The organism is Thalassospira profundimaris (assembly GCF_003326675.1).
Lineage (GTDB): Bacteria > Pseudomonadota > Alphaproteobacteria > Rhodospirillales > Thalassospiraceae > Thalassospira > Thalassospira aquimaris.
In genome coordinates, this window is the sequence record NZ_JPWF01000017.1 from 16,705 (window position 1) to 43,704 (window position 27,000).

Annotated in this window: 27 protein-coding genes; 13 read left to right on the plus strand and 14 right to left on the minus strand. The window is 54.2% G+C overall.

The features are described from left to right. Positions 1-14: 14 nt before the first annotated feature. Positions 15-1,187, minus strand: a complete 1,173-nt coding sequence (locus TH19_RS19190) for a PrpF domain-containing protein (RefSeq protein ID WP_114103971.1) — start codon at positions 1,185-1,187, stop codon at positions 15-17. Further along, positions 1,184-1,858: a GntR family transcriptional regulator gene (locus TH19_RS19195; protein WP_114103972.1), complete on the minus strand. Its 675-nt coding sequence runs from the start codon at positions 1,856-1,858 to the stop codon at positions 1,184-1,186. The genes TH19_RS19190 and TH19_RS19195 overlap by 4 nt, the downstream gene beginning before the upstream one ends. Before the next feature lie 210 nt (positions 1,859-2,068). Here TH19_RS19195 and TH19_RS19200 point away from each other — a divergent pair, with 210 nt between their 5' ends. The 3 genes from TH19_RS19200 (at position 2,069) to TH19_RS19210 (ending at position 5,120) form a co-directional block, all read left to right on the plus strand. Next, positions 2,069-3,058 (plus strand): Bug family tripartite tricarboxylate transporter substrate binding protein, encoded by a 990-nt coding sequence (locus TH19_RS19200; RefSeq protein WP_114104030.1) that lies wholly within the window; start codon positions 2,069-2,071, stop codon positions 3,056-3,058. A gap of 63 nt (positions 3,059-3,121) precedes the next feature. Beyond that, on the plus strand, positions 3,122-3,592 hold the full coding sequence (locus TH19_RS19205; protein WP_114103973.1) for a tripartite tricarboxylate transporter TctB family protein: 471 nt from the start codon (positions 3,122-3,124) through the stop codon (positions 3,590-3,592). Position 3,593: 1 nt separating this feature from the next. Continuing rightward, positions 3,594-5,120, plus strand: a complete 1,527-nt coding sequence (locus tag TH19_RS19210; protein ID WP_114103974.1) for a tripartite tricarboxylate transporter permease — start codon at positions 3,594-3,596, stop codon at positions 5,118-5,120. A gap of 81 nt (positions 5,121-5,201) precedes the next feature. On the opposite strand, the gene TH19_RS19215 is transcribed toward TH19_RS19210, so the two are convergent. Next, positions 5,202-6,032 (minus strand): hypothetical protein, encoded by an 831-nt coding sequence (locus TH19_RS19215; protein ID WP_147250796.1) that lies wholly within the window; start codon positions 6,030-6,032, stop codon positions 5,202-5,204. A gap of 410 nt (positions 6,033-6,442) precedes the next feature. On the opposite strand from TH19_RS19215, the gene TH19_RS19220 reads away from it, so the two are divergent. The 6 genes from TH19_RS19220 (at position 6,443) to TH19_RS19245 (ending at position 12,850) form a co-directional block, all read left to right on the plus strand. Next, positions 6,443-7,381 carry an ABC transporter permease gene (locus TH19_RS19220; protein ID WP_114103976.1) on the plus strand — a complete coding sequence of 313 codons (939 nt, stop codon included), beginning with the start codon at positions 6,443-6,445 and terminating at the stop codon, positions 7,379-7,381. Next, on the plus strand, positions 7,381-8,241 hold the full coding sequence (locus tag TH19_RS19225; protein ID WP_220151775.1) for an ABC transporter permease: 861 nt from the start codon (positions 7,381-7,383) through the stop codon (positions 8,239-8,241). Before TH19_RS19220 ends, TH19_RS19225 begins: the two co-directional genes overlap by 1 nt. Positions 8,242-8,259: 18 nt before the next feature. Then, positions 8,260-9,795 carry an ABC transporter substrate-binding protein gene (locus TH19_RS19230; RefSeq protein WP_114104032.1) on the plus strand — a complete coding sequence of 512 codons (1,536 nt, stop codon included), beginning with the start codon at positions 8,260-8,262 and terminating at the stop codon, positions 9,793-9,795. 266 nt (positions 9,796-10,061) lie between these two features. Then, positions 10,062-11,174: a zinc ABC transporter substrate-binding protein gene (locus tag TH19_RS19235; protein WP_114103977.1), complete on the plus strand. Its 1,113-nt coding sequence runs from the start codon at positions 10,062-10,064 to the stop codon at positions 11,172-11,174. After that, the gene (locus tag TH19_RS19240; protein ID WP_258548047.1) at positions 11,146-11,829 is read left to right on the plus strand and encodes a DUF1007 family protein; all 684 of its coding nucleotides are present in this window, start codon (positions 11,146-11,148) and stop codon (positions 11,827-11,829) included. The genes TH19_RS19235 and TH19_RS19240 overlap by 29 nt, the downstream gene beginning before the upstream one ends. Then, a complete protein-coding gene (locus TH19_RS19245; RefSeq protein WP_258548048.1) occupies positions 11,777-12,850 on the plus strand; it encodes a nickel/cobalt transporter in 1,074 nt (357 codons plus the stop codon). Before TH19_RS19240 ends, TH19_RS19245 begins: the two co-directional genes overlap by 53 nt. An 80-nt stretch (positions 12,851-12,930) precedes the next feature. On the opposite strand, the gene TH19_RS19250 is transcribed toward TH19_RS19245, so the two are convergent. The 4 genes from TH19_RS19250 to TH19_RS19265 form a co-directional block, all read right to left on the minus strand. Next, positions 12,931-13,377 (minus strand): DUF7282 domain-containing protein, encoded by a 447-nt coding sequence (locus tag TH19_RS19250; protein ID WP_220151776.1) that lies wholly within the window; start codon positions 13,375-13,377, stop codon positions 12,931-12,933. Positions 13,378-13,503: 126 nt separating this feature from the next. After that, positions 13,504-14,235 carry an anti-sigma factor gene (locus TH19_RS19255; protein ID WP_114103979.1) on the minus strand — a complete coding sequence of 244 codons (732 nt, stop codon included), beginning with the start codon at positions 14,233-14,235 and terminating at the stop codon, positions 13,504-13,506. Continuing rightward, positions 14,232-14,774: a sigma-70 family RNA polymerase sigma factor gene (locus TH19_RS19260; RefSeq protein WP_114104035.1), complete on the minus strand. Its 543-nt coding sequence runs from the start codon at positions 14,772-14,774 to the stop codon at positions 14,232-14,234. The genes TH19_RS19255 and TH19_RS19260 overlap by 4 nt, the downstream gene beginning before the upstream one ends. Positions 14,775-14,911: 137 nt before the next feature. After that, positions 14,912-15,781 (minus strand): LysR family transcriptional regulator, encoded by an 870-nt coding sequence (locus tag TH19_RS19265; RefSeq protein WP_114103980.1) that lies wholly within the window; start codon positions 15,779-15,781, stop codon positions 14,912-14,914. A 190-nt stretch (positions 15,782-15,971) separates the two neighbouring features. Here TH19_RS19265 and TH19_RS22815 point away from each other — a divergent pair, with 190 nt between their 5' ends. Then, positions 15,972-16,250 (plus strand): DUF1127 domain-containing protein, encoded by a 279-nt coding sequence (locus tag TH19_RS22815; RefSeq protein WP_181846486.1) that lies wholly within the window; start codon positions 15,972-15,974, stop codon positions 16,248-16,250. A 182-nt stretch (positions 16,251-16,432) separates the two neighbouring features. Here the strand turns inward: TH19_RS22815 and TH19_RS19275 are convergent, their stop codons facing one another. Next, positions 16,433-17,302, minus strand: coding sequence for a LysR family transcriptional regulator (locus TH19_RS19275; protein ID WP_114103982.1), 870 nt, complete (start codon positions 17,300-17,302; stop codon positions 16,433-16,435). A 148-nt stretch (positions 17,303-17,450) separates the two neighbouring features. Between TH19_RS19275 and TH19_RS19280 the strand changes: the two genes are divergently transcribed. Beyond that, positions 17,451-17,708, plus strand: a complete 258-nt coding sequence (locus TH19_RS19280) for a DUF1127 domain-containing protein (protein WP_114103983.1) — start codon at positions 17,451-17,453, stop codon at positions 17,706-17,708. Between the two features lie 85 nt (positions 17,709-17,793). On the opposite strand, the gene TH19_RS19285 is transcribed toward TH19_RS19280, so the two are convergent. The 6 genes from TH19_RS19285 to TH19_RS19315 form a co-directional block, all read right to left on the minus strand. Further along, on the minus strand, positions 17,794-18,435 hold the full coding sequence (locus tag TH19_RS19285) for a bifunctional 4-hydroxy-2-oxoglutarate aldolase/2-dehydro-3-deoxy-phosphogluconate aldolase (RefSeq protein WP_114103984.1): 642 nt from the start codon (positions 18,433-18,435) through the stop codon (positions 17,794-17,796). Between the two features lie 23 nt (positions 18,436-18,458). Next, on the minus strand, positions 18,459-19,397 hold the full coding sequence (gene glk, locus TH19_RS19290; protein ID WP_114103985.1) for a glucokinase: 939 nt from the start codon (positions 19,395-19,397) through the stop codon (positions 18,459-18,461). Further along, positions 19,397-21,229 carry a phosphogluconate dehydratase gene (edd, locus tag TH19_RS19295; protein ID WP_114103986.1) on the minus strand — a complete coding sequence of 611 codons (1,833 nt, stop codon included), beginning with the start codon at positions 21,227-21,229 and terminating at the stop codon, positions 19,397-19,399. The genes glk and edd overlap by 1 nt, the downstream gene beginning before the upstream one ends. Before the next feature lie 5 nt (positions 21,230-21,234). Then, positions 21,235-21,954, minus strand: a complete 720-nt coding sequence (gene pgl, locus TH19_RS19300; RefSeq protein WP_114104036.1) for a 6-phosphogluconolactonase — start codon at positions 21,952-21,954, stop codon at positions 21,235-21,237. Between the two features lie 68 nt (positions 21,955-22,022). Next, complete coding sequence (zwf, locus tag TH19_RS19305) at positions 22,023-23,510, minus strand: glucose-6-phosphate dehydrogenase (protein ID WP_114103987.1); 1,488 nt, start codon at positions 23,508-23,510, stop codon at positions 22,023-22,025. A gap of 552 nt (positions 23,511-24,062) precedes the next feature. After that, positions 24,063-24,530 carry a hypothetical protein gene (locus TH19_RS19315; protein WP_114103989.1) on the minus strand — a complete coding sequence of 156 codons (468 nt, stop codon included), beginning with the start codon at positions 24,528-24,530 and terminating at the stop codon, positions 24,063-24,065. 372 nt (positions 24,531-24,902) lie between these two features. On the opposite strand from TH19_RS19315, the gene TH19_RS23145 reads away from it, so the two are divergent. Next, positions 24,903-25,034, plus strand: coding sequence for a hypothetical protein (locus tag TH19_RS23145; RefSeq protein WP_255355705.1), 132 nt, complete (start codon positions 24,903-24,905; stop codon positions 25,032-25,034). A 674-nt stretch (positions 25,035-25,708) separates the two neighbouring features. Further along, complete coding sequence (locus TH19_RS19320; protein WP_114103990.1) at positions 25,709-26,998, plus strand: polyhydroxyalkanoate depolymerase; 1,290 nt, start codon at positions 25,709-25,711, stop codon at positions 26,996-26,998. Positions 26,999-27,000: the final 2 nt, after the last annotated feature.

The window sequence follows — 27,000 nt, forward strand, 5'->3', positions numbered from 1 at the left end:
CAATAAATTCTTTTTCAAACTTCAATAGCTGAGGGAACACAGACAACGCCTTCCATCAGTCGGCGCTGTGTGCGGTAAAGAAAGGCGCGTTCAACTTCGGGAACTGCACTTGATGCATCGGATTGCGCATCAAGTGCCGTGCCAACAGTCACCACACCGCTCGGCGTTCCGATTGGCAAACGCGCGACATCGCAATCACTTGCAGCGATCAGATCGGCAATGATACTGCCCGGAACAGCCGCACCGCAGGCCACTGCCAGCGCCCCGGTAATTGGCACAGCCTTGTGCGGTTGCCCGGCCGAAATCATGCGAATGGTCAGGGCATGGCGCCCCGACTCAACAGGCTGCTTTGACAGGTCGCGATAATTCTGGGCCGGGGCAACAATCGCCACCTTGGGAATCGCAATGATTTCACCAGCCTGTTCACGACCGGACGCAATCCCCATCGCCACAGATCCGGCACAGCGGATTTCTTCAAGACGCGCCATGGTTTCGGGATCGCTTTCAAGATCATGATCCATGATCGCGGCCCCAATTCCGAGGGCGTCGGGCAGAACAAAAACTGCGGGCACACCTGCATCGATCAGTGATGCCGACACAACACTGCCGTCAGAAAGTTCAAGTTTTGTTTGCGCTTCGCCTGATGGCAGAAGGCCCCGTCCCTGCGTCCCTGCGGGCCGGAAGAAATCAAGCCGTACCGGCGCACCACCACCGGCAACGCCGGGGATCGACATATCGCCGCTGACCGCGGCTTCGCCGTCTTCGACCATAAAGGTGCTGTGGATGATCTTGCTGGTATTGGTATTGAAAATCCGGACCGTGCATTCCCCGTCATCGGGCATCGCGATCACACCGGAATCAATGGCAAACGGCCCGACGGCCGAACTCATATTGCCGCAATTACCGCTGAAATCGACAGTTTCGCCGGTTACAGACACCTGGGCAAAAGTGTAATCGATATCGGCGTCATCACGATCAGACGGCCCGATGATACAAATCTTGCTCAGCGACGAAATGCCGCCGCCCATACCGTCAAGCTGTCGCCCGTTGGGATCAGGACTACCCAGCATTGCACGGAAAAGCGCCGGCCATTTTGCCTGATCCTTGGGAAGATCATCGATTTTAAGCATCAGGGCACGGGAAGTACCACCGCGCATGAAGACGGCAGGAATTCGGATTTGTTTCATTTCTCTGTATCCCCGGCTTCGAGCTGACCACTTAGGGCGTTCCAGCTGGCTTCGATATGTCGACGCATCAGAAGTGCGGCAAGCTCGTCATCCCCGTTGATGATCGCATCGGCGATGTTTTCATGTTCGCGCAATGCCACCCGCCCGCGACCATCAACGTTGCGGTGCTGACGACGCAGCAGCGCAAGTTGCGGATAAAGCTCGTCGGCCAGCAAATTGCGCAACAGCGGGTTCTGCGCCATTTCGGCAATCACAATGTGGAAATCTGCATCCTTGCCGTTCTGTAAATAGGCCCCGGCCGGATGTGCCGCGATGCTTTCGGCATGCTGACCAAGCAATTGCACAAGGCTACTTGCCCGTTCCTGCCCTGCCCGACGTGCGGCCCACCGGGCCGCATCGGATTCCAGTGCCGCACGCAATTCGTAAAGTGCACGGGCATCTTCACGCGAAAACACCCGAACCCGCGCCCCGATATTGGGCAGGAAGGAAACCAACCCCGCCGCTGCAAGTTTGCGAAGCGCGTCACGTACCGGCCCGCGACTGACGGCAAAGCGTTCTGCAAGGGCAACTTCGCCCAGTCTCTCGCCCGGGCGGATTCGCCCCGTCAGGATATCCTCGCGAAGCTCCGCCTCAAGCGCGGACCAGGCTGAACCATGCTCAATCGACGACATTGTTAACAATACTTTCCGTTTTCAAATTTGCAGAACACAAGCGACTTGCGCTTTCTGGCGCTTCTTATACTCAAAAATCGGCAGATCATATAGATTTTTTTTATCTTGACTTATCACACCGGAATTGTGCCAATTGGACCCGATTTTAAATATTGTTAACAACAAGGAATGCGCAACGAACGCATTCCATCCCCAAACAAGGAGGAAGAAATGCGCCACAAGATTTTGACAATGGCTTCAGCTGCGCTGTTTGCCGTTGGTGCGCTTGCGACCACTGCCACCCCGGCACAGGCCGAATGGCCAGATCAGCAAATCACTTTTGTTGTTGCACTCGGACCGGGCGGTTCGGCTGACCGCACAGCGCGCGCCGTTGCCCAGCACCTTCAGGAAGAACTTGATGTTCCGATCCGCGTCATCAACCAGAAAGGCGGCGGCGGCCATGTTGGTCACACCTATTTCCTAAACATGCCTGATGACGGCACCTTCTTCCTGGCGACCTCAATCCACCCCTATATCAGCAACGCCATCCTGCAAGCTGATGCGGATTACAGCCTGGATAACTTTGCCTTCGTCAACGGCCAGTGGACCGACGTTGACCTGTTCGCACTGAATGCCGAGCTGCCCTATACATCGCTTGATGAATTCATGGCTGCGATCAAAGAAAACCCGGGCAAAATGCGCATTTCTGTCGTTCCGGGCTCTACGGGCTATATCAACACCCTTCAGCTTCTCGAAGCATATGACCTTAGCGCTGATGACGTGAATATTGTCACCTACGAATCAGGCAGTGCGGCCCGCACCGCAGCCGCCGGCGGTCAGGTTGACATGACCGTTCTGGGTGCCGATGGCAGTGTTTCCATTGCCGAATATATTCGCCCGCTTGCGATTGCCGCCAACAAGCGCGTTGCCAGCTGGGATGCACCGACCCTGAACGAAATTCTTGCCAAACACGGCAAGGAAGTTGCCCCGCTGGTCGGCTCAATGCGCGGCATCGCCGCCCACGCCACCTTCAAGGAAAAATACCCGGAACGTTTTGAACGCTTCACGAACGCCTATGAAGCGGTTCTGAAAGATCCGGCATTTGTTGCAGACCTTGAAAAACAGGGCATCGGCGCAGAATGGCTTGGTCCGGAAGAAACCACCGAGATCATCAAGTCGAACTTTGAAGTCCTGGAACGTTTCAAGGACATCTCGAAGTAATCACGCCCCGGAGTGCGCAGCATCCTGCGCACTCCCCTCTCCCGCCTGCCCAGGAGCCCCGACATGCCCGGTCGCCTGTCAAACCTGTCCCTGTCTCATTTGGCATTCCTGTTCATGGTCGCCGTTACTGCGGTGTATCTGAACTGGAGTGCCATTTCCGCTTCGACAAAACTTTATAACCTTATTGTCGTTGTTCCAGTCGGCATCACCCTGATTGCCCTTATCGCCGGGGTCATCATCAAAGCCCTGCGCGCCGATACCGAAGTGCTGCAACAAGACCCGGCCGAACAACGTGCCAAACTGCACACCACCCTTGTTGACCTTTTGCTGCTCGGCCTTTTTGCAGCGCTTTGTTTTGGCCTGACCACCGTCGGCTTTGACATCGCGACATTCCTGTTTGTCTGGATCGGCATTGTGATTGGCGGTGAACGCCGCTGGTGGCTGCCGCCTCTTTACGCTGCCCTGTTCACGCTTTTCCTTGTCGAAGGCTTCGGATCGCTGTTCCCGTTCCCCATGCCGCTACTGGTTTTGTAACATGATCGACAGTTTTGCATTCTCGCAGGCCTTTTCGCTGCTTTTCAGCGATTTTGGCCCCTGGCTTTATGTCATTCCTGGCCTGATCATCGGTCTGGTTTTCGGCGCTGTACCCGGCTTGCAGATTTCCATGGCCATGGCGGTGTTCCTGCCGGTTACATGGTCGATGGATTTCCTTCAGGCGATGCTCTTCCTTACGTCGATCTTTACCGGCGGGGCCTATGGCGGTGGCGTTACTGCCATCCTCATGAACATTCCCGGATCCTCGTCATCCGTGGCGACCGCCTTTGACGGGCACCCCATGGCCCATCAGGGCAAACATAACGAAGCACTTGGCATTGGTCTTGGCGCATCTGTTTTTGGCGCCTTTTTTGGCTATACCCTTTTGCTGCTGCTGATCCAGCCGCTTGCCTTTGTCGTGTTGAAACTTGGTCCGCTTGAAATGGTGATGGTGGTGATCTGGGGTTTGACCCTGATCGCGACCCTTCATGGCGGTGCGGTTGCCAATGGCCTGATCGCCGGTCTTTTCGGCCTGATCCTCAGCCAGATCGGCATGTCGACCACAGGCACCATGCGCACGACAATTGGCAATCCGTATCTGATTGACGGGATTTCGGTTGTCCCGGCGATGATCGGTATTTTTGCCGCTTCCGAACTGCTGCGCCTGCGCGGCAGTGATTACCTCGTTGAATCAAGCGAGAACCGGCATATTTCGTTCCGCAAACTGATCACCGGCTTTGTCATGGCCTTCAAGCGTCCCGGTGCCCTGATCCGTGGCAGTATCATCGGTGCGCTGATCGGTGCAGTTCCCGGTGTCGGGTCATCGGTTGCCAATCTGGTGGCCTATAGCGAAGTCCGACGCAGTTCCAAACATCCGGAACGTTTTGGCAAGGGTGAACCAGACGGACTTGTTGCCGCAGAATCCGCCAATTCAAGCTCCGAGGGCGGCTCGATGACGGCCCTGCTGGCACTGGGCATCCCCGGTGGTGCTGCAACGGCGGTGTTGCTGGCTGCGTTTTCATTCCACAACCTTGTCGGTGGCCCGGCCTTTATCCGTGATCAGCGCGATATCGTCTATTCGATCATTGTTGGCAATATGGGCCAGGTGCTTCTTCTGGCGATTATCGGCCTTCTGTCCTTGCGCGTGCTTGGCATGATTGTCCGTGTCCCGCTGAGCTATCTGGTGCCATCTGTTCTGGCGCTTTGCGCATGGGGCGGATTTGGCATCACCGGCACGATTGCCGGACCAGTCACTGTCATGGCCTTTGCCGGTATTGGCTGGTTGATGCGTCACCACAACTACCCCGTCGCTGCCACCGTTATCGGCCTGTTGCTGGGACGCATGACCGAAGGCGAGATCGTCCGCACCCTGCAAATTTCGGGCGGCAATCCGCTGTCCTATCTTGTAGAACGCCCGATTGCCATCGGCCTTGCCATCCTGATGATCAGTGCCGTCGCCCTGCCACCGATCATGCGCGCCCGGGCAAAGCGCCAGAAACAGCAACGCGCCCACGCGTCTGACAAGTAGCCCCATCAAACCCCGACCGCCACCACCAAGGCAAAGCGACCCGGAAACGACCTTTCCGGGTCGCTTTATTTTTTGTGATATTTAGTCGATCAATGCATCCAAAGGGCATCCTGCACACGAACCGGATAAATCGCCCGGGTTTTCCTTTTCCCAGTATTGGTCAGGGATTCCTTTCACCCGGCCCGACAGAAACGGGTTGTCGACAAAGAAGACTTTGCGGTTCGGGTCCTTAATCGCCCTCAACGATCTGGCAATGCCTATGTTTGAATAGAAATTCCGCATGAAAGCACCAGTGTCATAGGCATTCAACAATCCGTTGGTAAGGATATTCTGGCGGTTTCGGTCATCTGCTCGAACATAGAAAAAGAAATCCATCGGATAGGCCAGAACCACACTTTGATCAATCACAAGTCCGGCACTTTTCACAAGATCACGTTCTCCATGCACTTCATGCAGTCCGCGATTTAACAGGTCAAACCGCCCGTGTGACAACATCCGCCACAGGTTTTCATAGCTTGATTTCTCGACACAAAATCCGTTGCGTTCCAGAATGTCACTGTCAAGCCAGTCAACCCCAGATCCGATGCAATGCTTCTTGAGTTCTTCGATAGTGTTGATGCTCTCAAGAACCTCTGCCGTTTCTGGACGGGCAACAAACACCCGATACCCCAAAATGCCCCGTGTCAGGGGTACATATATCTGCGCAAAGCGCTGTTCTCTTTCGCGGGTGTAACCTGCGAACATCACGTCGATATTACCGCGTTCCATTAAATCCAGAATGCGCGACACCGAAGCATCACCGAAATCTTCAAAGATCAGTTGATGATCGCCTTCCGCATGTTCGACGGCCAAACGAAGAACATCATACTGGTAGGAAAATGGCCCTTCATTCGCATCACCAAACAACGCCACACGGAAAGTTTCTGCCCCAACCGGATTCAAAGCAGAAATAACAAGAATCAAAAAACCAATCGCGAACCGATAGAATAAACCGCGAATACCCAAAACCCTATCCCTCCTCTTTAAGCCCGGCGATGTCGCCCGTCCTTAAGCTAGATTGGATTGGAATCGGCGAAATTAAAGCCCTGAACACAATGTACTAGCTAATATTTCCGACCTTCCGTCTGCGGCTCGGACCATCAATACAAGATATGAGATCGCACACAACATCCTATGATTGTATTTTGAATTGAAAAATTCGAATTATTTAATTTAATAACGAAAATCAGTTGCGATAATTATTTAAGAATGATTATTAGTCTCGTTACTGATAGCCGCCCGCTGGCATACCCCTTAATGACACCAAACAGAAAGACCAGTTTATGGCTTCGCGCTTGCTCGCACGCATGACCCATGCCTTGATCTTGCTGTTCATCGTTTCGGTGATCGGGTTTGCGCTTTTGCGTTTGATGCCGGGCGACTTTGCCGAAATCCTTCTGATGGCCCAGATGGATGGCACATTGCCAAATGCCGATCAGGTTGCGCTTTATGCCGATCAGAACGGTCTGAATGATCCATTGCCCGAACAATATCTGCGCTGGTTGCTTGCCCTGTCGCAAGGCGACCTTGGCAAGTCATTTGTCAGCAATGAACCGATCATCAACGACATTACCCTGCGCCTTGGACAGTCGCTTTTACTCGCGGTTTTGTCGCTGATCACCGCCCTTTTGATTGCGGTTCCGCTGGGTATTTTGTGTGCCCGTTACCCCGGCAGCCGGATTGATCGTATTGCCGGGATGATCAGCGTGATCGGTATGTCGATCCCGAATTTCTGGTATTCGCTTTTACTTGCCCTGTTGTTTTCGCTTGTTCTTGGCTGGCTTCCGACCGGCGGGCACGGGACATGGGCCCATGCAGTTTTGCCGACCCTTGTGATCGCCACATCGGTGGCGGGCGTTTTGTCACGCTATGTTCGCGGCAGCCTGCTTGAAGAACTTTCCAAACCCTATATTCGCACCGCCAAGGCCAAGGGGTTAAGCCGCATTCGTACTGTTCTGCGCCATGCGCTGCCCAATATTGCACCCGGTGTACTGACATTCTCGGGCATGCAGTTCGCGCGCATTTTTGATGGCATGATCATTGTTGAAACCCTGTTTGCCTGGCCGGGCATCGGGCGATTTCTGGTCGAATCCCTTTTGAACCGGGATTACCCGGCAATTCAGGCCTGTTTCCTGTTAATCGCGGCATCCTACATTCTGGTTAATCTGACCGTGGATATCTGTATCGCCCTTTATGATCCCCGCACCCGGGAGATCATCTGATGGCAGCACCCATGTTTTCCATTACCAATGGCACACTGGTTCAGGCGGGACGCAAATATCTGCGCGGCTATGCGCTGGTCATGGTCCTGATCATTCTGGCGGTTTTGATCCTGCCGTTTTTTGCGCCCAATGATCCGTACAAGGCACAATTCCTGTTTCGCCTGAAACCGCCAAGCTGGGATTATCCGCTTGGCACCGACGCGCTTGGCCGGTGTGTTTTGTCCCGTCTGATGTATGGCGCCCGTTTGACCACCGCATCCGCCCTTGTTGTTGTGTTATCCGCATCTGTCATCGGCAGCTTGATCGGTGCACTTGCCGGGATGGTGGGCGGCATTCTGGACCGTGCATTGATGCGCTTTTGCGAAGGCATGTCGGTTTTCCCCGCCCTTGCTATTTGCATGATCATTGCCGGAACCCTTGGCCTTGGATTACAGGCCGTGATCATTGCCCTGATCACCGTCCACTGGACCGATTATGCGCGTGTGGTGCGCAATGCTGTGATTGTCGAACGCACCAAACCCTATGTCATGGCGGCCGAGGCCCTTGGCGCACGCCGCCACCGCATCGCACATCGTCATATTTTCCCGAATATCATCGGCCCGCTTTTGACCTTGGCGGCCTATTCCATGTCATGGGCAATCCTTGCCTTTGCCGGTCTGAGTTTCCTTGGGCTGGGCGTGGAACCGGGCACACCGGAATGGGGCCTGATGATTGCTGAATCACGCAATTACCTGCGCGATTACCCGCGCCTGGTGCTGGCACCGGGCCTGACCATCGCGGCCTTTGTTGTCGCGGTGAACCTTCTCGGAGACTTGCTTGGGGACCGTTTCCGACTTCGTCAGATCAACTACCTTCACTAGATGGACAGAGACCGCAAGATGATCAAAAAGACACTTCTCGGGGCTGCCTTTGCAGCTCTGGCACTGGGCAGCTTTGCCCTTGCACCGCACGACGCCCATGCATCCGATGACAAGACCCTTGTGATCGGCACCATGTGGGAATCCCTGCCGCTTTCGATGAAGCCGCGCCGGTCGCGTTTCTTCAATGAAAGTGAAATCCTCGATACACTGGTCAAGCTTGACTACGACCTGAAACCGGTCCCCGGTCTTGCCACCGCATGGAATCGCGTATCCCCGACCGTCTGGCAGTTCAAACTGCGCGAGAATGTTGTTTTCCATGACGGCACCAAACTTGATGCCGAGGCGGTTAAATTCTCGCTCGAACGGGTGATTGCGCTGCTGCCTTATGCCGCCGATCTTTTGAACGTGAAATCGATCAAGGCCGTTTCGCCGCTGGTGCTTGAGATCGAAAACACCGAACCCTATGCCGCCCTGCCCAACCAGCTTTCAGACGCCATCACGGTTGTCTATGCCAAGTCATCCTTTGATGATGCGGGCGAATTCGTCAAACCGGTCGGCACCGGCCCCTGGAAATTCGAAGAATACCGCAAACAGGACCGCACCATCGTATCGCGCTTTGACGGATATTGGGGTGAAAAGCCCGCGCTTGAGAAGATCGAATATCGCTTTATCCCCGATCACAATTCACGCACCCTCGCCCTTGAGGCAGGCGAAATTGATTTCGTCACCAACCTTTTGCCATCCGATGTCAAACGCCTGTCCAAAGACGATGATTTCAAGGTCTATGCCGAACCGACTTCGGGCCTTTATTACGGCGCGTTCAATGCCGGTGAAAAAAGTGTCCTTTCCGATGTCCGCATTCGTCAGGCCGTCAATGCACTGGTGGATCGCAATCTGATTGTCGATGGTGCCCTTGACGGTGTTGGCAACCCGGCATGGGATTTCTTTGCGCCTGGCTTTGACTGGGCCCCGCAGGCCGATGCCAAATACAAACTTGATCCGGAACTTGCTGCATCGCTTCTGACCGATGCCGGTTACGAAAAGACCGATGGCAAATGGATGAAGGATGGCCAGCAACTGACACTGCGTATCCTCAGCTATTCATCGCGTACCGAAATGCCGATGATCACCGAGGCCATGGCCGCCCTTTTGAATGAACAGGGCATCGCCACCGAGATCGGTATGTATACCTGGGGCGGAATGCTTGATCTGGTCAAACAGGGTGAATATGACGTCTCCGTCGTATTCTGGACCCCGGAAATGATCGGCCATCCGGATCTGCATCTGAAATCGCAGTTCCATTCCAAGGCGGGCCTGAATTACCAATTCTGGGAAAATGCCGACTTTGATGCCGCTGTCGACAAGGGCCGCACCCTTGACCTTGGCGATGAACAGGCAGCAACCTATACCAAGGCCATGAACATCCTGTATGATGATGCACCGATCATTCCGCTGGTCCACAAGGTGTTTGTTGTCGCGTCCACCAGCAAGCTTAAAAACTATCACATTCATCCGTCAGGCTTCTTCTTTGACTTCAAGAATGTCTCGAAATAAGCCACCAACACCCCAACGAAAAAGAGCCGCCCGATGGGCGGCTCTTTGATTTCCACAGCACGACCCACACCAACTACACATGTTGATTTTTCATTTCAGATGCGGAACTCATCTATTTCGATCAGTTAATTATTCCTAATTGGATCAACTAACGGGGCACGACCTTGGCCTGGATTATTGTAGCCCGAGTTTTCCCTTGACCAAATGTTACGATATAACATAACAATACGCACCCAACCTTTCCCTACACGAACCGGATTGATCGCATGTCCTCGCTTCCCACTGCATTTCGCCGTCTTGTCCTGGCTGCCCCGCTGCTTGCCGCTGTGCCCATGGCAATGAGCTTCACCAACGCCGCACAGGCACATGGTGATGACGCCCCAAAAGTTGTCGTTTCGATCAAACCGATCCACAGCCTTGCCAGTGCAATCATGAAGGATATCGGCGAACCGGTTCTGCTGGTTGATGGTGCATCATCACCGCATGCCTATTCATTGCGTCCAAGCGAGGCCCGCGCATTGCGGGATGCCGATCTTGTTGTTTATGTATCGCACCGTCTTGAAGGCTTTTTGAAAAAGCCCCTGCAAACACTGTCTGCCAAAAGCCATCAGCTTGAACTGATCGAGGTCGCAGGACTTGCCCTTCGCGATATGCGTGAAGGCGGAACATGGGAAGCCCATGATCACGGGGACCACGAGGATCACGGAGATCATGAAGGCCATGACGATCACGATGATCATGACCACGATGCACACGATCACACCGAACACGCCCATGAAGACCATCATGATGATCATGACGACCATCACGACGAACATGACGCCCACGGTGAAGAAGATCACCATCACGAACATGGTGGTGTCGATCCCCACATCTGGATGGATCCGGCCAATGGCGCAAGCATCGCAACGGCGATTGCCGAAGAACTGGCCGAGATCGATCCGGAACATGCCGATGACTATCGGGCAAATCTGAAAACGCTACTTGCCAGCCTGACCGCACTTGGTAATCTTCTTCGCCAAGAGATCGCCCCGATTCAGGGTAAACCCTATGTCGTGTTCCATGATGCCTATCAGTATCTGGAAACCGGGTTTGGCCTGACCGCAGTCGGTTCGATCACGGTGTCGCCTGATCAGAAGCCCGGAGCCAAGCGCCTTCATGAAATCGAAGACAAAATTCGTGATACAGGTGCCGTCTGCATCTTTGCCGAACCGCAATTCCGCCCGGCAATTGTCGAGGCCGTTGTTTCCGATACCGGCATTCGCGCAGGGACCCTTGACCCGCTTGGCGCGGAAATTGACGCTGGCCCGGATGCCTATCAAAAAATCCTTGAACAGAATGTTGCTGCCCTTGTCGAATGCCTCGGCAAAGGTTCGTAAATCCTGTCTGACCCTTCTGGTTGCTGGCACTTCTGTGCTGGCAACCAGCACGACGGCACTTGCGCATCCTCATGTCTGGATTGATGCCAGTGCCGAATTTCTATTTGAAAATGACCAGATCACCGGCATTCATGTCCATTGGGTGTTTGATGATCTGTTCAGCATGACGCTGATGGACGAATTCGACGAAAACCACGACACGCGGTTCTTTGGCGATGAAAACACCAACCTTCGTGACAATGCGTTTGCGGCTTTGGCCGAGGTTTCCTGGTTGACCCATCTGCGACGCAACGAAGAATTACAGACCTTTGCCGGCACCTCGGACTTCAAGGCCGATGTTACCGATGACCGGCGGGTAAGCTATGACTTCAAGCTGATGCTGGCCACACCGCTCGATCCGAAAAAGGACACAATCAGCCTGTCTGTCTATGACGCAGAATACTACATTGATGTCGCCTTTACCCAGGTCGACCCCGTTCTGTTTTCCGGCACCAAGAACCTGTCCTGCCATTTCGAAATGAGCGAAGATGAAAAGAACCGCATCTATTTTGATCTTGTCGCACCGATCCGTGCCGACCTTGTTTGCGCGGGCAAAGTGGCAGATGGCGGCAATTCTGGCGGCCTTGCTCCTGGTGATTTCGTTCGGGTCGAGTAATTCGGCTTTTGCCCAGTCGTCCAATCTTCTGGGCCGAGGCAGCGGCAATAGCCATGATAGCGCTAACATCCCGCAAAATCAGGAGCCTGCGGGCTCCGAGAATAGTCTGATCACCCTGCCCGACTGGTTGTCGGATATCATTGGTCAGACAATTATCATTCAGACCAAACTTAACCGTGAAATCACCGGAACGCTGCGCGAAGCCAAATCAAGCAACAGCTTTTGGCCGGGCCTGATGATAATTGCGCTGTCCTTTGCCTATGGCGTGTTTCATGCAGCGGGGCCCGGACATGGCAAGATGGTCACGACCACCTATTTCCTGTCACGCGATGCCGGATGGAAACAGGGTGTGGCGATGGGCAGCCTGATTGCCGCGGTTCAGGCCGTAACGGCCATCGTGCTTGTTGGCGGGATGACGATTATCCTTAATCTTGGACCGGCGGCGATCACCCAAAACGGCCTTGTTCTTGAAGCCATTTCATATGCCCTGATTGCCGGTCTTGGCGGCTTGATGTGTTTGCGTATCCTTCAGGGCCGCGATGATTGCTGTGATCATGGCGGTCATCACCATCATTATCACGATCATGGCCATAGCCACGATCACAACCATGATGATCACAGTCACTGTAATCATGACCATGACCATCACGCAGATCACGGACATAACCACGACACGACCCCTGCCCGTCAAACCGGATGGCAGATGATTGCAAGCGGTATCGTGGTTGGCCTGCGCCCCTGTACCGGCTCGATCCTTGTTTTGCTATTCACCATGGCAAACGGGATGTTTCTGATCGGGGTCGGGGCGGCTTTTGCGATGGCGCTTGGTGTTGCCCTGACCATCAGCCTGATCGGCCTTGCCGCCATTGGCATTCGAACCGGCACCCAGCACCTGTTTAACGTTTCCGAGGGAACGTCAGGCATGATCCGCAAAACAGTCGGCTTTACCGGAGCTTTGATTATTACACTATTTGGTGTGATGCTTTTGCTGGCATCGGCCCGCCAGCTCGGATGGCTTTGAATACATGAAAACAGCCCGCAAGATCGCCTTGCGGGCTGTTTGATTTCCGGGTCCGGCTCCTTTTTTTAGAGCCCGGCCGCCTATTTCGCGCTGACGACCTTCATGACCAGTTTGCCGTCCGGCTTGATCGGGCCGTCTTCCTTGGCACCCAGCGTATATTCAAACACGCCGGTCTTCATGCCGCCGGTTTCGGCATGGATCATCAGCATAAGCATCTCGCCCGACTTGACCGGTTCCTGAAGGATCGCGGCAACATCCATGTTCTCGCCCTTTTTGATCGGAGCATAGCCAACCACCGGACCCGGCTTCATATCCTTGTCGGTGCGATGAACAACCAGCCAGCCGTTTTCACCCGCCGTAATCTTTGCCGCAGTAACCGTACCGCCCGACATGTCCTGATCCATGGCTTCGACCATCGGACCCATTGCGTGGGCGGTTGCCGATACGCCAAACACGAAGCCCGCGCTCAGCATCATGGCCGTCATTACACCGGTTGCCTTTGCAGTAGCCTTGGCTTTGAACGTCATGTGAAGTCTCCTTTGCTTATGATCTGGAACGCGCTTTCTGCGGTTCGCTCGTATCGTGCGTCTGATTGCACACACAGAAGCTACGCAGCCAATCGGATCGGGTTTCAGCAAAGGTGATTTTTTTATTTAGTGTTCGATGGAAATCAGTCGACCATGAATTGCCGGGCCGGTTGGGAGACCGGTGGGCGATCCGCCTTCGGGTTCCAGACTGATGCCAAATGTCGCATTGCGCAGCATGGCCGGATCAAACTGCCCAAGCTGCTTGACGGTAGGGCTTGCGATGTTTTCCAAAAGACCAAGCGACTTTGGCTGCGGTCCGGTTTGGTCGGTCACAATCCAAAGCTGATAGGTTTTGCCAACAGGGGTAGACGCATCAATCGGTCGAATGGTGACCTCCTGGCTATCCATATCGACGCTCATCACAAAAGCCGGTTGGGTATCATCGCGGTGAAACACTGCGACAAACTGACGGTCCTGTTGCGGGGGATACACGCTGTTGGATGCAAATACCGTAATCACAAGGCTTGCGGCGATTGCCCCGGCCCCGATTGCCGCTGCCCGCCACATGGCAAGCTTGCGCTTTAGCATGGTAATCTGAACAATATTGTCGATCCCATCCCCTGCGCGTTTGCCGGTTTCTTCGATCTTGCGGCGAATATGGGCAAACAGGTTTGGCGATGGCGGCACCGCCACATATTCCGAATTCAATGGCGACAGCCGCTTTTCCCAATCTGCAATCAGCGCATCCAGATCAGGTTCGGCAAGACGACGCGCAGCAACGGACTGACGTTGTGCCGGGTCAAGTGTCCCCAGCACATATTCCGCCGCCAGCATGTCCATTTCGTCCCGATCCATCATGATCCAAGGCATTCCTTTAATTGTCGCAGACTGCGATGCAGCCAGGTCTTTATCGTTCCAACCGGTTGCGCAAACAGGTCTGCAAGCTCGGCACGCGACCAACCTTCAAGATAGGCCAGCCTGATCATTTTCCGACGATCTTCTTCGAGACCACCCATGCAATGATCAAGCGCACGCATATCGCTGGCAAGCGCGACCTCGTCAAAAATGTTATTCGACGAGACCAATGCTTCGACTTCGCGATCATCCATATCCGTTTCCGGCTTTCGCCGCCGCACGATATCAATCGCCCGGTTTCGTGCAATCGTTGCCATCCAGGTAATAATCGATGAACGGCCGGGTTCAAAATCGCCGGCATTTTGCCAAACCCGAACATAAATATCCTGCAAGGCATCTTCGCTTTGCGCACGGTTTTTCAAGATACGCAGGACTATGCCAAAAAGTTTCGCCGATGTTGCATGATAAAGCCGTTCGAAGGCATCCATGTCGCCTTCGGCCGATTGACGAAGCAGGTTCTCCAAATCGCGCGTTGTTGTCATAACCGCTTCCTGCCGCATGCGAGAAATCCGGGTTCCCCGCATGATGGGATACAAAACAGGGCCAAGCCCTGCGCTGTTATGTCATACGCATCAGGGCAATAACCTGATCAGTCATCCTGCAAAACAATTGCGCGCACTCAGGATTTGAAGGCTTCGGGGATGCTTTCGGTTGCCTTGATCAGTGCATCCATCACCATACGCACGCCTGGCGAACGGCGCATATCGGGATGTACGACAAGCCAGACAGGTTTGCTGACCTCGGCCAGTTTGTCGTCAAACACCATTTCCAGACGATCATCAAGGTCGGCCATATAGCGCGGTAGCAAACCCAATCCATGCCCGGCGGCAACAAAGGCCAGAACCGTCTGGGTATCGTCGGCCTTGACCCGCATCGGCAATTTGGCATCAATCGTTTGCCAGACCCAGCCTTGTTGATAATCGCCAAAGGTATTGCGCCCATCGCCGCAAAATTCCCAATCCTTGCGCGCAAACCGGGTGGTGTAGCCCCTGGCCGCATATATCGCGAAACGCAGATTGGTCAGTTTACGGACAATCAAGCCACTTTGATCCGGCGTTGCCATCCGCACAGCTACATCGGCTTCGCGCCGGGCAAGGTTGGCAATGACACTTGATCCGAGAATTTCATATTCAAGATTTTTCTGATCACGCAGCAACTCTGCCAGACGTGGTGCAAACAGCAGCCTTCCCGCGGCCGGTGGAACGGCAATCCGCACAACGCCGTGTGCGGTTTCATCCCCGCGTGCCTGCCGTTCAAAGGCCAGAACATCTTCTTCTATGCGCCCCGCCACCGGCACAAGGTTTTCACCGGCATCGGTCAATCGCCATCCGGTTGCCAGCCGGTCAAACAGATGGGCACCAAGATCGGCTTCAAGCGCCTCGATCCGTCGGGCAACTGTTGTGTGATCCTTGCCAAGACGGCGTGCAGCACCAGAAAGGGTGCCTTCCTGCGCAACAGCGACAAAAAACCGCAAGTCGTTCCAGTTCATTTGTCACTCCATCTAACCAAATCCGCCAATGAAAGCCTTGGCACTGTGCCCTTTCCTATCGTCCGGGTACCGTCGGTACAACTGGGCAATAATGCACAACTATAGCGCATTTTATCGGAGTTCCACTGCATTTCCACCCATGTCAATCTTGGCGACATCAAATCAGCCCACACGATCAAGGAGCATCAAAATGGCGATTTCAAACCAGATCGATTGCAATCCCGTCGTTGGTTGCGTTTCGACAAAATCCACGCCGGACATGATTGCGCAATGCCTGACTTCCCCCGCCTCGCGCCCCGCTACCACCAAGGGTGTTAGCGCTATCATCCCGGCAATTCTTAATGCGATGGCCTCGGCCTACAAACGCTATCAAAGCCGTCTGGCCCTGACCCGGCTTAGCGATGAACAGCTTCGCGATATCGGTTTGGAACGCGGTCACGACGGAAAGGTTGGACTGCCGCGTTTTTAGAAGAATCAAAGCGGCCAAAAGGGTCCGAACTGTTTCCCGGTTGGCAATCGACACGCTTTGATACCCGCCACGGTAACGATAGGGGTATCGACATCGTGGCACATCATGCCTCCCTCAGGCATCAAAGGCCCCTGCATTGCAGGGGCCTTTTACCTTTCGGGCCGAATTAACCACCACATATGCTAGACCTGAAATTCTTCCGAGATTTCTTCTGCTGCCTTGATCAGCGCATCCATCACCAGACGCACACCGGGCGAACGACGCATATCGGGATGAACCACCATCCACCCGACTTCACGGCTTTGACCATCACTATCGGCATGGATCAGTTCAAGCCGGTCATCAAGATCACCAAGATATCTGGGCAATACGCCAACCCCGTGACCGGCCACGATAAACTGCCGAACGGTTTCAGTATCCCCCGCCCGGAACCGGCAAGGTAATTCACGGCCCAGAACATTGCGCACCCATTCCTTTTTCGAGGTGCCATAGGCCGTGTCATCATATCCGCAATATTCCCAGTCGCGCTTTGCCACCCGATCGCGATAGCCCACCGCGCCATAAAGCCCGACACCAAGTTCGACCAGCTTGCGGATAATCAAGCCCGGTTCCCGTGGCGTTACCATCCGCACAGCAATGTCGGCTTCGCGACGCGCCAGATTGACGACATTCGAAGACCCGATGATTTCGAATTCCAGCCCCTTTTGCGCCTTGAGCAACCGGGCAAGCCGGGGCGCAAATAAAATACGCCCGGCAACGGGTGGCACGGAAATGCGCACCACCCCGTGGGCGGCTTCATCGCCCTTGGCCTGTCGTTCAAAGGCAAGGGCTTCTTCCTCGACGCGTTCGGCCACCGGCACAAGGTTTTCACCTGCCGCCGTCAATTGCCAGCCGCGCGGCAGCCGATCAAAAAGCTTGGTGCCGACATCATGTTCAAGCGCCTCTATGCGGCGCGCAACAGTGGTGTGTTCCTTGCGCAGGCGGCGCGCCGCCCCGGAAAGGGTGCCTTCGTCGGCAAGCACAAGAAAATATCGCAGATCATTCCAGTTCATCTATGCACTTTAACCAGAATAGGAAACAGAAGTTCTGATTATTTTTGCACATTAAATCTGCAAAACAACCTAATTCCTGTCTGATTTTGCATATGTCAGGATCGAACCATCAACAAAGCAACTCAATCAGAAATATCAGGAGGCCATTATGGCTCATCAGGTTTCTGCACATGACCGGTTCGATATCACAACTGACCCGATTGCCAAACGGATGCCATTCGGCGCGTTGTTTAACCGGATCGTCAAATATTCGGTCGAAGCCCGTAAACGCAAAAATCAGCGTGAAGTTCTGAGCACCCTTAACGACGCACAGCTTCTTGATGTCGGGCTGGAACGCAAATTCGACGGCGAACGCTGGTATGTCGAACGGATATCACAAACCTCTGCCGCGCCGACTATTCGCTGATCCCCACGCGTCACCACCAACCCGCGCGACCAGCAAAAAAGGGACCCGTTTGGGTCCCTTTTTTATTTCGTGCAGATCAAATCCATTATCCGCGCAGGGCATTGACCCGATCAGTGGCCTCTTGCGCCAGTTTGGTGACCCGTGCCCAGTCACCATCCTTGACCGCATCTTTGGGCGCAACCCAGGAACCGCCAACGGTGATGATGTTCGGAAGCGCCAGATAATCTGCCAGATTGGAAAGTGAAACCCCGCCGGTCGGGCAGAATTTGACCTGCGGCAGCGGGCCGGAAATGGCTTTAAGCATTGAAACACCGCCCTGCTGTTCCGCCGGGAAGAATTTCAACGTGTCATAGCCATGATCCATAAGGTTCATGATTTCCGAGGGCGTGCCAGCACCCGGAAGCAACGGGCAACCAGTATCAGCAGCCGCCTTAAGCAGACCGGCACTATGGCCCGGCGACACGGCAAAGGCACAACCGATCTCGGCCATACGTTCCATCTGTTTGGCATTGATTACCGTGCCTGCACCGGTGATCGCATCGGGAACTTCGGCGATGATGCGTTTGATGCTTTCTTCGGCGGCATCGGAACGCAGGGTAATTTCCAGAACGGGCAAACCGCCGGCAACCAGTGCCTTGGCCAACGGAACGGCGTCTTTGACGTCTTCGATGACCAGAACCGGAACAACCGGGGCTTTGGACAGAATTTCACGCGATGAAAGGCTCATAAACTATTCCTCCTGTTGCCTGATCAGGCCGTCAAAATCTTGGCGCAACCAATCAGGGCCGGGTATTTCGCCGTCATCAGACGTACCGGCACATCATTCATCAAATCACGGAAACGGCCCTTGGCGATCATGCGCTCTTTCAGGCCGCTTTGTTTCATGTATTCGGCGATACGCGGCCCAATGCCGCCACCGATAAAGACCCCGTCAAAGGCCCCAAGTGTCAGAACCAGATCACCGGCAACCCCGCCCATAAACAGGCAGAAACGTTCCAGCACCTGAAGACACAGGGCATCGCCATCCTTTAACGCCCCGTCCACGACCTCGGCCGCGGTTTTGGGTGCAACGGTGACACCATCAATATGGGCCAATGCACGATACAGGTTTTCAATCCCCATTCCCGACAGGATGCGTTCAGCCGACACGCGGCCAATTTCATTGGTCAGGAATTTGACGATCTCGTAATCAAGATCATCAACAGCGGGCAGCGATACATGCCCGCCTTCGCCCTGGATCGGCAACCAGTGACCTTCATGAGGCAACAGGCCCGATACCCCCAAACCGGTTCCCGCACCAATCACTGCCAATGGCAGGCCCGGACGTCCCGGCCCGTCAAACAGCGTGATCAGGTCTTCCTGCCCCAGATAGGGCACAGACATCGCAAGGCCGGTGAAATCATTGACCACGACAAGACGATCAAGATTGAATTCGGCCTTAAGCGCTTCTTTTGAGAACACCCACGGATTGTTGGTGAATTTGATCGTATCGGCCATGGCCGGACAGGCCACCGCGACTGCGAATTCACGCAGTTCGGTGGCATCTGTCTTTGCCATGAAATCGCGCATGGCATCGCCGATGGTGGCGTAATCACGCACCGGCAATGTCATCGGGGTAAAGGGATTGCCAGCGTCATCCAGCCAGGCAAAGCGGGCATTGGTCCCGCCAATATCACCAACAAGCTGCATTACGCGACTTCAGCCTCCCCCGGGAAGGCTGCACTGGCGCCCAGTTCGGCCAAACCAACATGTTCGCGGAACACACCAAACATCTCGCGGCCAAAGCCATCCTGATGTTCGGCCTTGTTATCGAACGTCGCAAAGGAACGTTTTTCCATCTCTTCGGCGGTTACGTTAAGCAACAACTCGCCGGTTTCTGCATCCAGACGGATGATGTCGCCATCCTGCACCTTGGCAATCGGGCCATTCATCATGCCTTCGGGTGTTACATGGATCGCAGCCGGAACCTTGCCCGATGCACCCGACATACGACCATCGGTAACCAAAGCAACCTTGTAGCCAAGATCCTGAAGCACACCAAGCGGCGGGGTCAGTTTATGCAGTTCCGGCATGCCGTTGGCTTTCGGCCCCTGGAAGCGCACAACACAGACCACGTCACGATGCAGTTTGCCTTCCTTGAAGGCATCCATCATGGCTTCCTGGGATGTAAACACCGCAGCCGGTGCTTCGATCACGCGGTTTTCCGGCTTAACCGCCGAAACCTTGATCACGGAACGGCCAAGGTTACCCGAAAGCATCCGCAGGCCACCATCGGCACTGAATGCCTTTTCGGTCGGGCGCAGGATTTCTTCATCGTGGCTGTTGGCAGGCGCATCACGCCAGGCAAGCTTGCCATTGTCGAGATACGGCTCGGTGCCATAGGCCGCCATGCCACCCGTATGAATGGTTTCCAGATCAGGATGCAAAATGCCGTTTTTCAAAAGATCGGAAATAACAAAGCCCATACCACCAGCCGCATGGAAGTGGTTCACATCGGCCTGACCGTTCGGATAAACACGGCACAGCAACGGCACAACACGCGACAATTCGTCAAAGTCATCCCAGCGAAGCTCGATCCCGGCGGCACGCGCCATTGCCGGCAAATGCAAGGTGTGGTTGGTCGAACCGCCTGTTGCCAAAAGACCGACGATGCCGTTTACAAACGCCTTTTCATCAAGGATTTTGCCAATCGGGCGATAGTCATTGCCAAGCTTGGTAATAGCAAGCGCACGGCGTGCGGCTTCTTCGGTCAGGGCATCACGCAGATCGGTATTGGGATTAACAAATGCCGCACCGGGCAGATGCAAGCCCATGACTTCCATCAGCATCTGGTTGGAGTTCGCAGTTCCATAGAAAGTACAGGTGCCCGGGCTGTGATAGGACGCGGTTTCGGCTTCCAGCAATTCCTTGCGGCCGACTTTGCCCGTTGCATAAAGCTGACGAATACGGGCCTTTTCATTGTTGGGCAAACCCGATGGCATCGGACCGGCCGGAACAAATACCGCCGGAATATGACCATAGGAAAGCGCCCCCATGACAAGACCCGGAACGATCTTGTCACAGACACCAAGATAAAGCGCACCGTCAAACACATCGTGCGACAGGGAAACCGCCGTCGACATCGCGATCACATCGCGCGAGAACAGGGACAGTTCCATGCCCGGACGGCCCTGGGTCACGCCATCACACATGGCGGGAACACCACCGGCAACCTGCGCGGTTGCCCCGGCTTCAAACACGGCCTTTTTGATCCGGTCGGGATAGACACCCAGCGGCTGATGGGCAGACAGCATATCGTTATAGGATGTAACGATACCAAGGTTTGCACCCTCGTCGCCATTGATGCGGGCCTTTTCGGCCGCACCACAGCCCGCCGAAGCATGGGCAAGGTTACCACAAGACAGCGAGGATCGATGCGGACGATCAGAAGCCGCCGCCTCGATCTTGGCAAGATATGCTTCGCGGGTTGGTTTGGAACGCTCGATAATGCGTTTTGTAATCTGTTCTATTTCACGTTTCATGGGGCTCAGCCTTTCGGGTTCTCGGCGCTCCACCACAGATCGACGGGAACGTCGGTCTGCTGCAAAATTGCGCGAACCGGCATTTCTTCGATTTCGGTGCCGTTTTTCGCGATTTCAAAGGTCGACCATTTGGAGTGTCCGGTAATATGGATACCAATGTACCGGGCGTTAAGAATGGCGGGCAAAGTCATGCTGATCCGCGGGACCGGGGATACCGTCGGGCGTGCAGCAGCAACCATTTCGCCATGTTCGGGATAAAGCCCCTTGCGCAGGGCTTCGGGTGTCGAGGACGGGAAAAGCGATGCGGTATGACCGTCATCCCCCATCCCCAAAAAGACGATATCAAGCGGCCAGTGCATTTCGGTTCGCAGACGGGCACTTACGGTGCCTTCTGCGTCTTCGGGGTTGCTATCGGATGTTTTCAGCGACACAAAGCGCGCATTCTGTGCCTCGTTGATGAACAGATTGTCGCGCACCAGCTTTTCGTTGGACTGATCATCATCAAGCCCGACCCAGCGATCATCGCCAAGGGTCACGGTGACTTTGGACCAGTCAAGACGTGCGGTTGAAAGCGTCTGGAAAAGCGGTTTCGGGAAACGCCCGCCCGCAACCGCAATACTGGCATGGCCACGGGTTGCGATGGCAAATTCAAGACGTTCAACGGTCTCCTTGACCATTGCCGCAAGCATTTCATCGCCGCTTTTAAAAATGCGTTCGTTAATCATGTTTTCTTCCCGAATTGGGGTCATGGAGAATATGTGTCGCCCCGGCCACAGGTCGGGGCATCACAATCCTAGAACCCGGCTTCTTCGTTCCAGGTCCGTCCATCACGTTCGATCAGCGCAATGGCTGCGGACGGCCCCCACGTTCCAGAAGTGTATCCTTTGGGCGTGACATGGTTGTTTTGCCATGCTTCCTGAATCGCATCGACCCACTGCCATGCAATATCCTGTTCATCGCGGCGGACGAACAGCGTGTTATTGCCATCAATCGCATCAAGCAAAAGACGTTCATAGGCATCCGGGCTTCGCCCGCCAAAGGCCTCGGCAAAGGACAGGTTAAGGGCGGTCGGACGCAACCGGACAAGACCCGGCCCCGGGTTCTTGTTGTTCAGAACCAGATGGATACCGTCATCGGGCTGCAAACGCAGAACCAGCTTGTTGGCCTGATAGTTGGTCATGGATTTGGCCAGCGGGAAAATCTGGTGCGGAACGTCACGGAACTGGATCACGATTTCCGAATGACGTTTGGGCAAACGTTTCCCCGTACGCAGATAGAACGGAACCCCGGCCCAGCGCCAGTTATTCAACTCGGCCCGGATGGCAACAAAGGTTTCGGTCGTGCTGTCGACATTGGCACCTTCTTCTTCAAGGTAACCCGGCACTTCCTTGCCGCCAACCGCACCCTTGCGATACTGGCCGCGCACGGTCGCGCTATCGATATTGGCATCCGTGATCGGTTGCAGGGCCTTAAGCACCTTGACCTTTTCATCGCGCACCGCGTCCTGATCAAGGACATAGGGGGCTTCCATCGCGACAAGGCACAGCAACTGCAACATATGGTTCTGCACCATATCGCGCATCGCACCGGCATCATCATAATAGGACCAGCGCCCTTCGACCCCGACTTCCTCGCCCACGGTGATCTGAACGTGATCGATATGCGCACTGTTCCAGAGCGGTTCGAACATCGCATTGGCAAAGCGCAGGATCATAAGGTTCTGCACCGTTTCCTTGCCAAGATAATGGTCGATACGGAAAATCTGGTTTTCCTCGAACACTTCACCAATCTGGCCGTTAATTTCACGGCAGCTTTCAAGATCGTGGCCCAGCGGCTTTTCAAGCACGACACGGGAATTCGGCGTGACCAGACCAACCTTTTTCAAGTTAAAGGCCATGTCGGCAAACAAAGACGGGCTGGTCGAGAAATAATAGACGCGATCACGATCCGGCTGATCGGAAAGCTTGTCATACAGAACCTTGAAGCCTGCTTCGTCCCCGGCAGAAACCTGCACATAGGAAATGCGGCTTGCGAATTTGGTCCAGATGTCGGCTTCAAACTCGCCCTTGGGGATAAATTTCTTTCCGGCTTCTTCCAGTTTTGACCGGAATTCCTCGTCGCTATGTTCGCTGCGCGAAGCGCCAAAGATGCGGGTTTCATCATCGAAACGCCCGGTACGTTCCATTTCATACAGTGCGGGGAACAATTTCCGTAACGCCAAATCTCCGGTCCCACCGAAAATCACGATATCAGCGATACGATGCTTAAGCCTTTGTTTCATTCTGCCCTTAGCCTTCCAACGTTTCCTTCCCGTCGCCAAGGTGGGACCCCGGATCGAATGATCCTGGCAGGCTACCGGGACACGGCCTTTGCCGTGATCACATCACCGGATTTTCCGATGATGCTTTTACTTTTGCTGGCTGAACCAGATTGGCAAACGCCACAAATGGTTCAAAGCCGGCTTGTCTTTGCCGATCAGACAATACGCATTTCCGCGATCGGGAACTGCTGCCAACGGGATTTTTCATGGCAGCATTCGATTGCCTGATCAATTGTACCGATTCAATCAGCGATGCTGTGTCCTGATCAGCAAGGCTGCGACGTACCGGTCACAAAGCGCACTGTTACACGATCTCTGGGGGCAAGACCACTGCGATCAAACGCAAAACCGGATGCTTTACCGGAATCTGGTTGAACCGTAACAATTTGTTGCGAAACCAGTTCCGCAACCACCAGAACAATACACAATTCCGGTGGTTGGTTAAAACCATTAAAAACCGGATTTCACAGAGATTTCACCGTTTCAGGCCATCCGTATCACAGCCCATCTTTTCTAGGACACTTTGATCAGGATGGTCCAGATTCCGCAAACCCAGGAAGCTAGCAGCGATATAGCGGCAACAAACTTCACACCGTTGTTAAACCGGTAATACTTGTTCACACGTTCAGGCCAGCGGAGCGCTGATGGCTCTTGGCTGCCTACAAGGCTGAAATATTTCTTGGCCAGAATCGGATCAGCATAAACCTGCCGTTCCATCACGATTTGACTAAGCCAGCGACACAGCAGGAAACACAGCCCTCCCACCCCTGCTGAAATAATTGCAATACAGAAAACCACTAGAACATCCTCTGTCACCAGCCCCTGCATCGCTCCGTTCAAAAGAACTGCAATCGTCGCGCCTGAGGCAAATATTCCGATACCGAGAAACTTCATATATTGCTCCCACAGGAAGCAGAGCTTGTCGGAATAGAATTCTACCTGCTCGGGTTTCAGGTCGGTCTGCTCAGTCTGCTCGCTCATCCACAACCTCCGGCTTCAAATCTGGAAACATGATGTCCGAAACTATGCAGAATGATGACGAACTTTAACAGCATCACGACACAACCCGGCACAGAACCTGTGATAGTTGTGCCTGTCCGTCTTTGCAGATCAGCCTGTTTATGAAGACTCGCGCAAAAACGAGGGTTTCTGCGGCACCTGTTCAACCCGATTCCCCGGAGTCTCGACCGATGTTCTCATTTTCAGGCGCAAAATGAGAACATTTGAGAACATATATAAATCAATATAATTCAATAACTTAATCATAAAAACACCACAATGTTCCAATTTTGTTCTTGCGAGAACAAAGTCAGAACAGTATGTTTTCCTCAGACAGATTGAGGAGGACAGACCATGCACAAACTGATCGAAAACCCGACCCGCCTGAACGAGCTTTGCAGCACTGTAGCGATTGTCGGAAGTACAGGTTTCTTCCTGTTTGTGATCGCCTTGGGCATGGCACAAAGCCTTCGCGGTCTTGTTTAAACGTTCTCTATTGAAGTCGACTTGAAATCTGTGAGGCCCGGACCTTAAGCCACCATCGCTTTAGTCCATCACGGGCATCTGGTCGGCAGGCAACCCCGCACCCAACCCTGTCCCGCCTGCCGACCAGAGCTTCCCCAATGCCCAACTTCCCTTTGTGGGCCTCAACCGCCTAAAATATACTCCGCACGACTTGGCGCTGCTATTCCCCGATAGCAGCGCTTTTTCTTTGTCCGATACTTTTGGAAAGGCGGCCTGAAACCATGACCGGAACGAGTCTGCCTTGCAGTTGGAACAAACCGATTACACAATCATTTCAGGCTTAAAACACTTGTTGCATCGCAACAACTTACGCTGCATCGCAAAATTTAACTCGACAGATCGCCGAATTTTCGCTTGAATCAGTCCAGAAAACGATAAATCGGATTTTCATCATACTTTATGGCTATTGCAACCGGCCTGAACTATCGTAGGCTTTTGAGCAATAACAGGGTTCCTGATCATTTGATTGCGCAGATTTACCGCATCTCTTGATCCATCGTTCCGCTCGGAGGAACGGGCCCAAAAGACCATGTCGTGTCCCGCAACCTGATGGCAACATGACAAAAGACAGGATGAGAAGCCCTAACCAATCGGTGACAAAGGCCCAAAAGCCGATCACCCGGGAGTGAGAGTAAATGCTGTATCACCTTTATGAATTGCAGCACGCCACAATAAGCCCGCTTCGCATGGCCGCAGATGCCAGCAAAAAGTGGCTGCGCAATCCGGCCAATCCGCTGTCCTATACCCATCAGGGTCGAGCAGCCGCCGCAGCATGTGACGTGTTCACCCATTTCACCCACCGGTACGGCAAACCGGAATTCGGTCTTGAAACCACGATCATTGATGGCGAAACCGTTCCGATCACCGAAGAAGTCGTTCATAGCGAAGCCTTCTGTGATCTGTTGCATTTCAAGCGCGAAACCGATCACTTGAAAACCCAGCCCGATGACCCGCGCGTGCTGCTTGTCGCACCGCTTTCCGGGCATTTTTCAACATTGCTGCGCGGCACGGTCGAGGCATTGCTGCCCGATCATGATGTTTACATCACCGACTGGATCGATGCGCGTACCGTCCCGGTTCATCAGGGCCATTTCGACCTTGATAGCTATATCGATTATCTGATGCGCTTCCTGCGCAAGCTTGGCCCGAACACCCACATGATCGCCGTGTGTCAGCCATCTGTGCCGGTGGTTGCCGCCGCATCCCTGATGGCCGCGGGTAATGAAAAATGCCAACCGGCATCCATGACGCTGATGGGCGGGCCGATTGATACGCGCGAAAACCCGACCGAAGTGAACAACTTCGCCAAGCAGCATAATCTTGACTGGTTCGAACGTCATGTTCTGTCGCATGTGCCCCTGCCCCACGCAGGTGTGATGCGACGGGTTTATCCGGGCTTCATGCAGCTTGCCGGTTTCATGAGCATGAACTGGGACCGCCATGTATCGGCCCACCATGACATGTTCCTGCACCTGGTCGAAGGGGACGGCGAAAGTGCCGAAGCCAAGCGATCCTTCTATCAGGAATATCTGGCCGTCATGGATATGACTGCCGAGTTCTATCTTCAGACCCTTAAGGTCGTGTTCCATGAACACAGCCTGCCCGAAGGGACCATGCGCTGGCAGGGTGTCCCGGTCGATCCGTCCGCGATTACCAAAACCGCCCTTTTGACGGTTGAAGGCGAACGCGACGACATTACCGGCATGGGTCAGACCCGTGCGGCACACAAACTTTGCAGCAACCTGCCTGACAATATGCGTATGCATCACCTGCAACAGGGTGTCGGCCATTACGGCGTATTTAACGGACGTCGCTGGCGCGAACAGATCAGCCCGCGTATCAAGGAATTCATTCGTCGCCACGACCACGAGGGCAAAGGCGCACGCAGCGCCCCGAATGTTACCCATATCAATGCCGCCGAATAGGC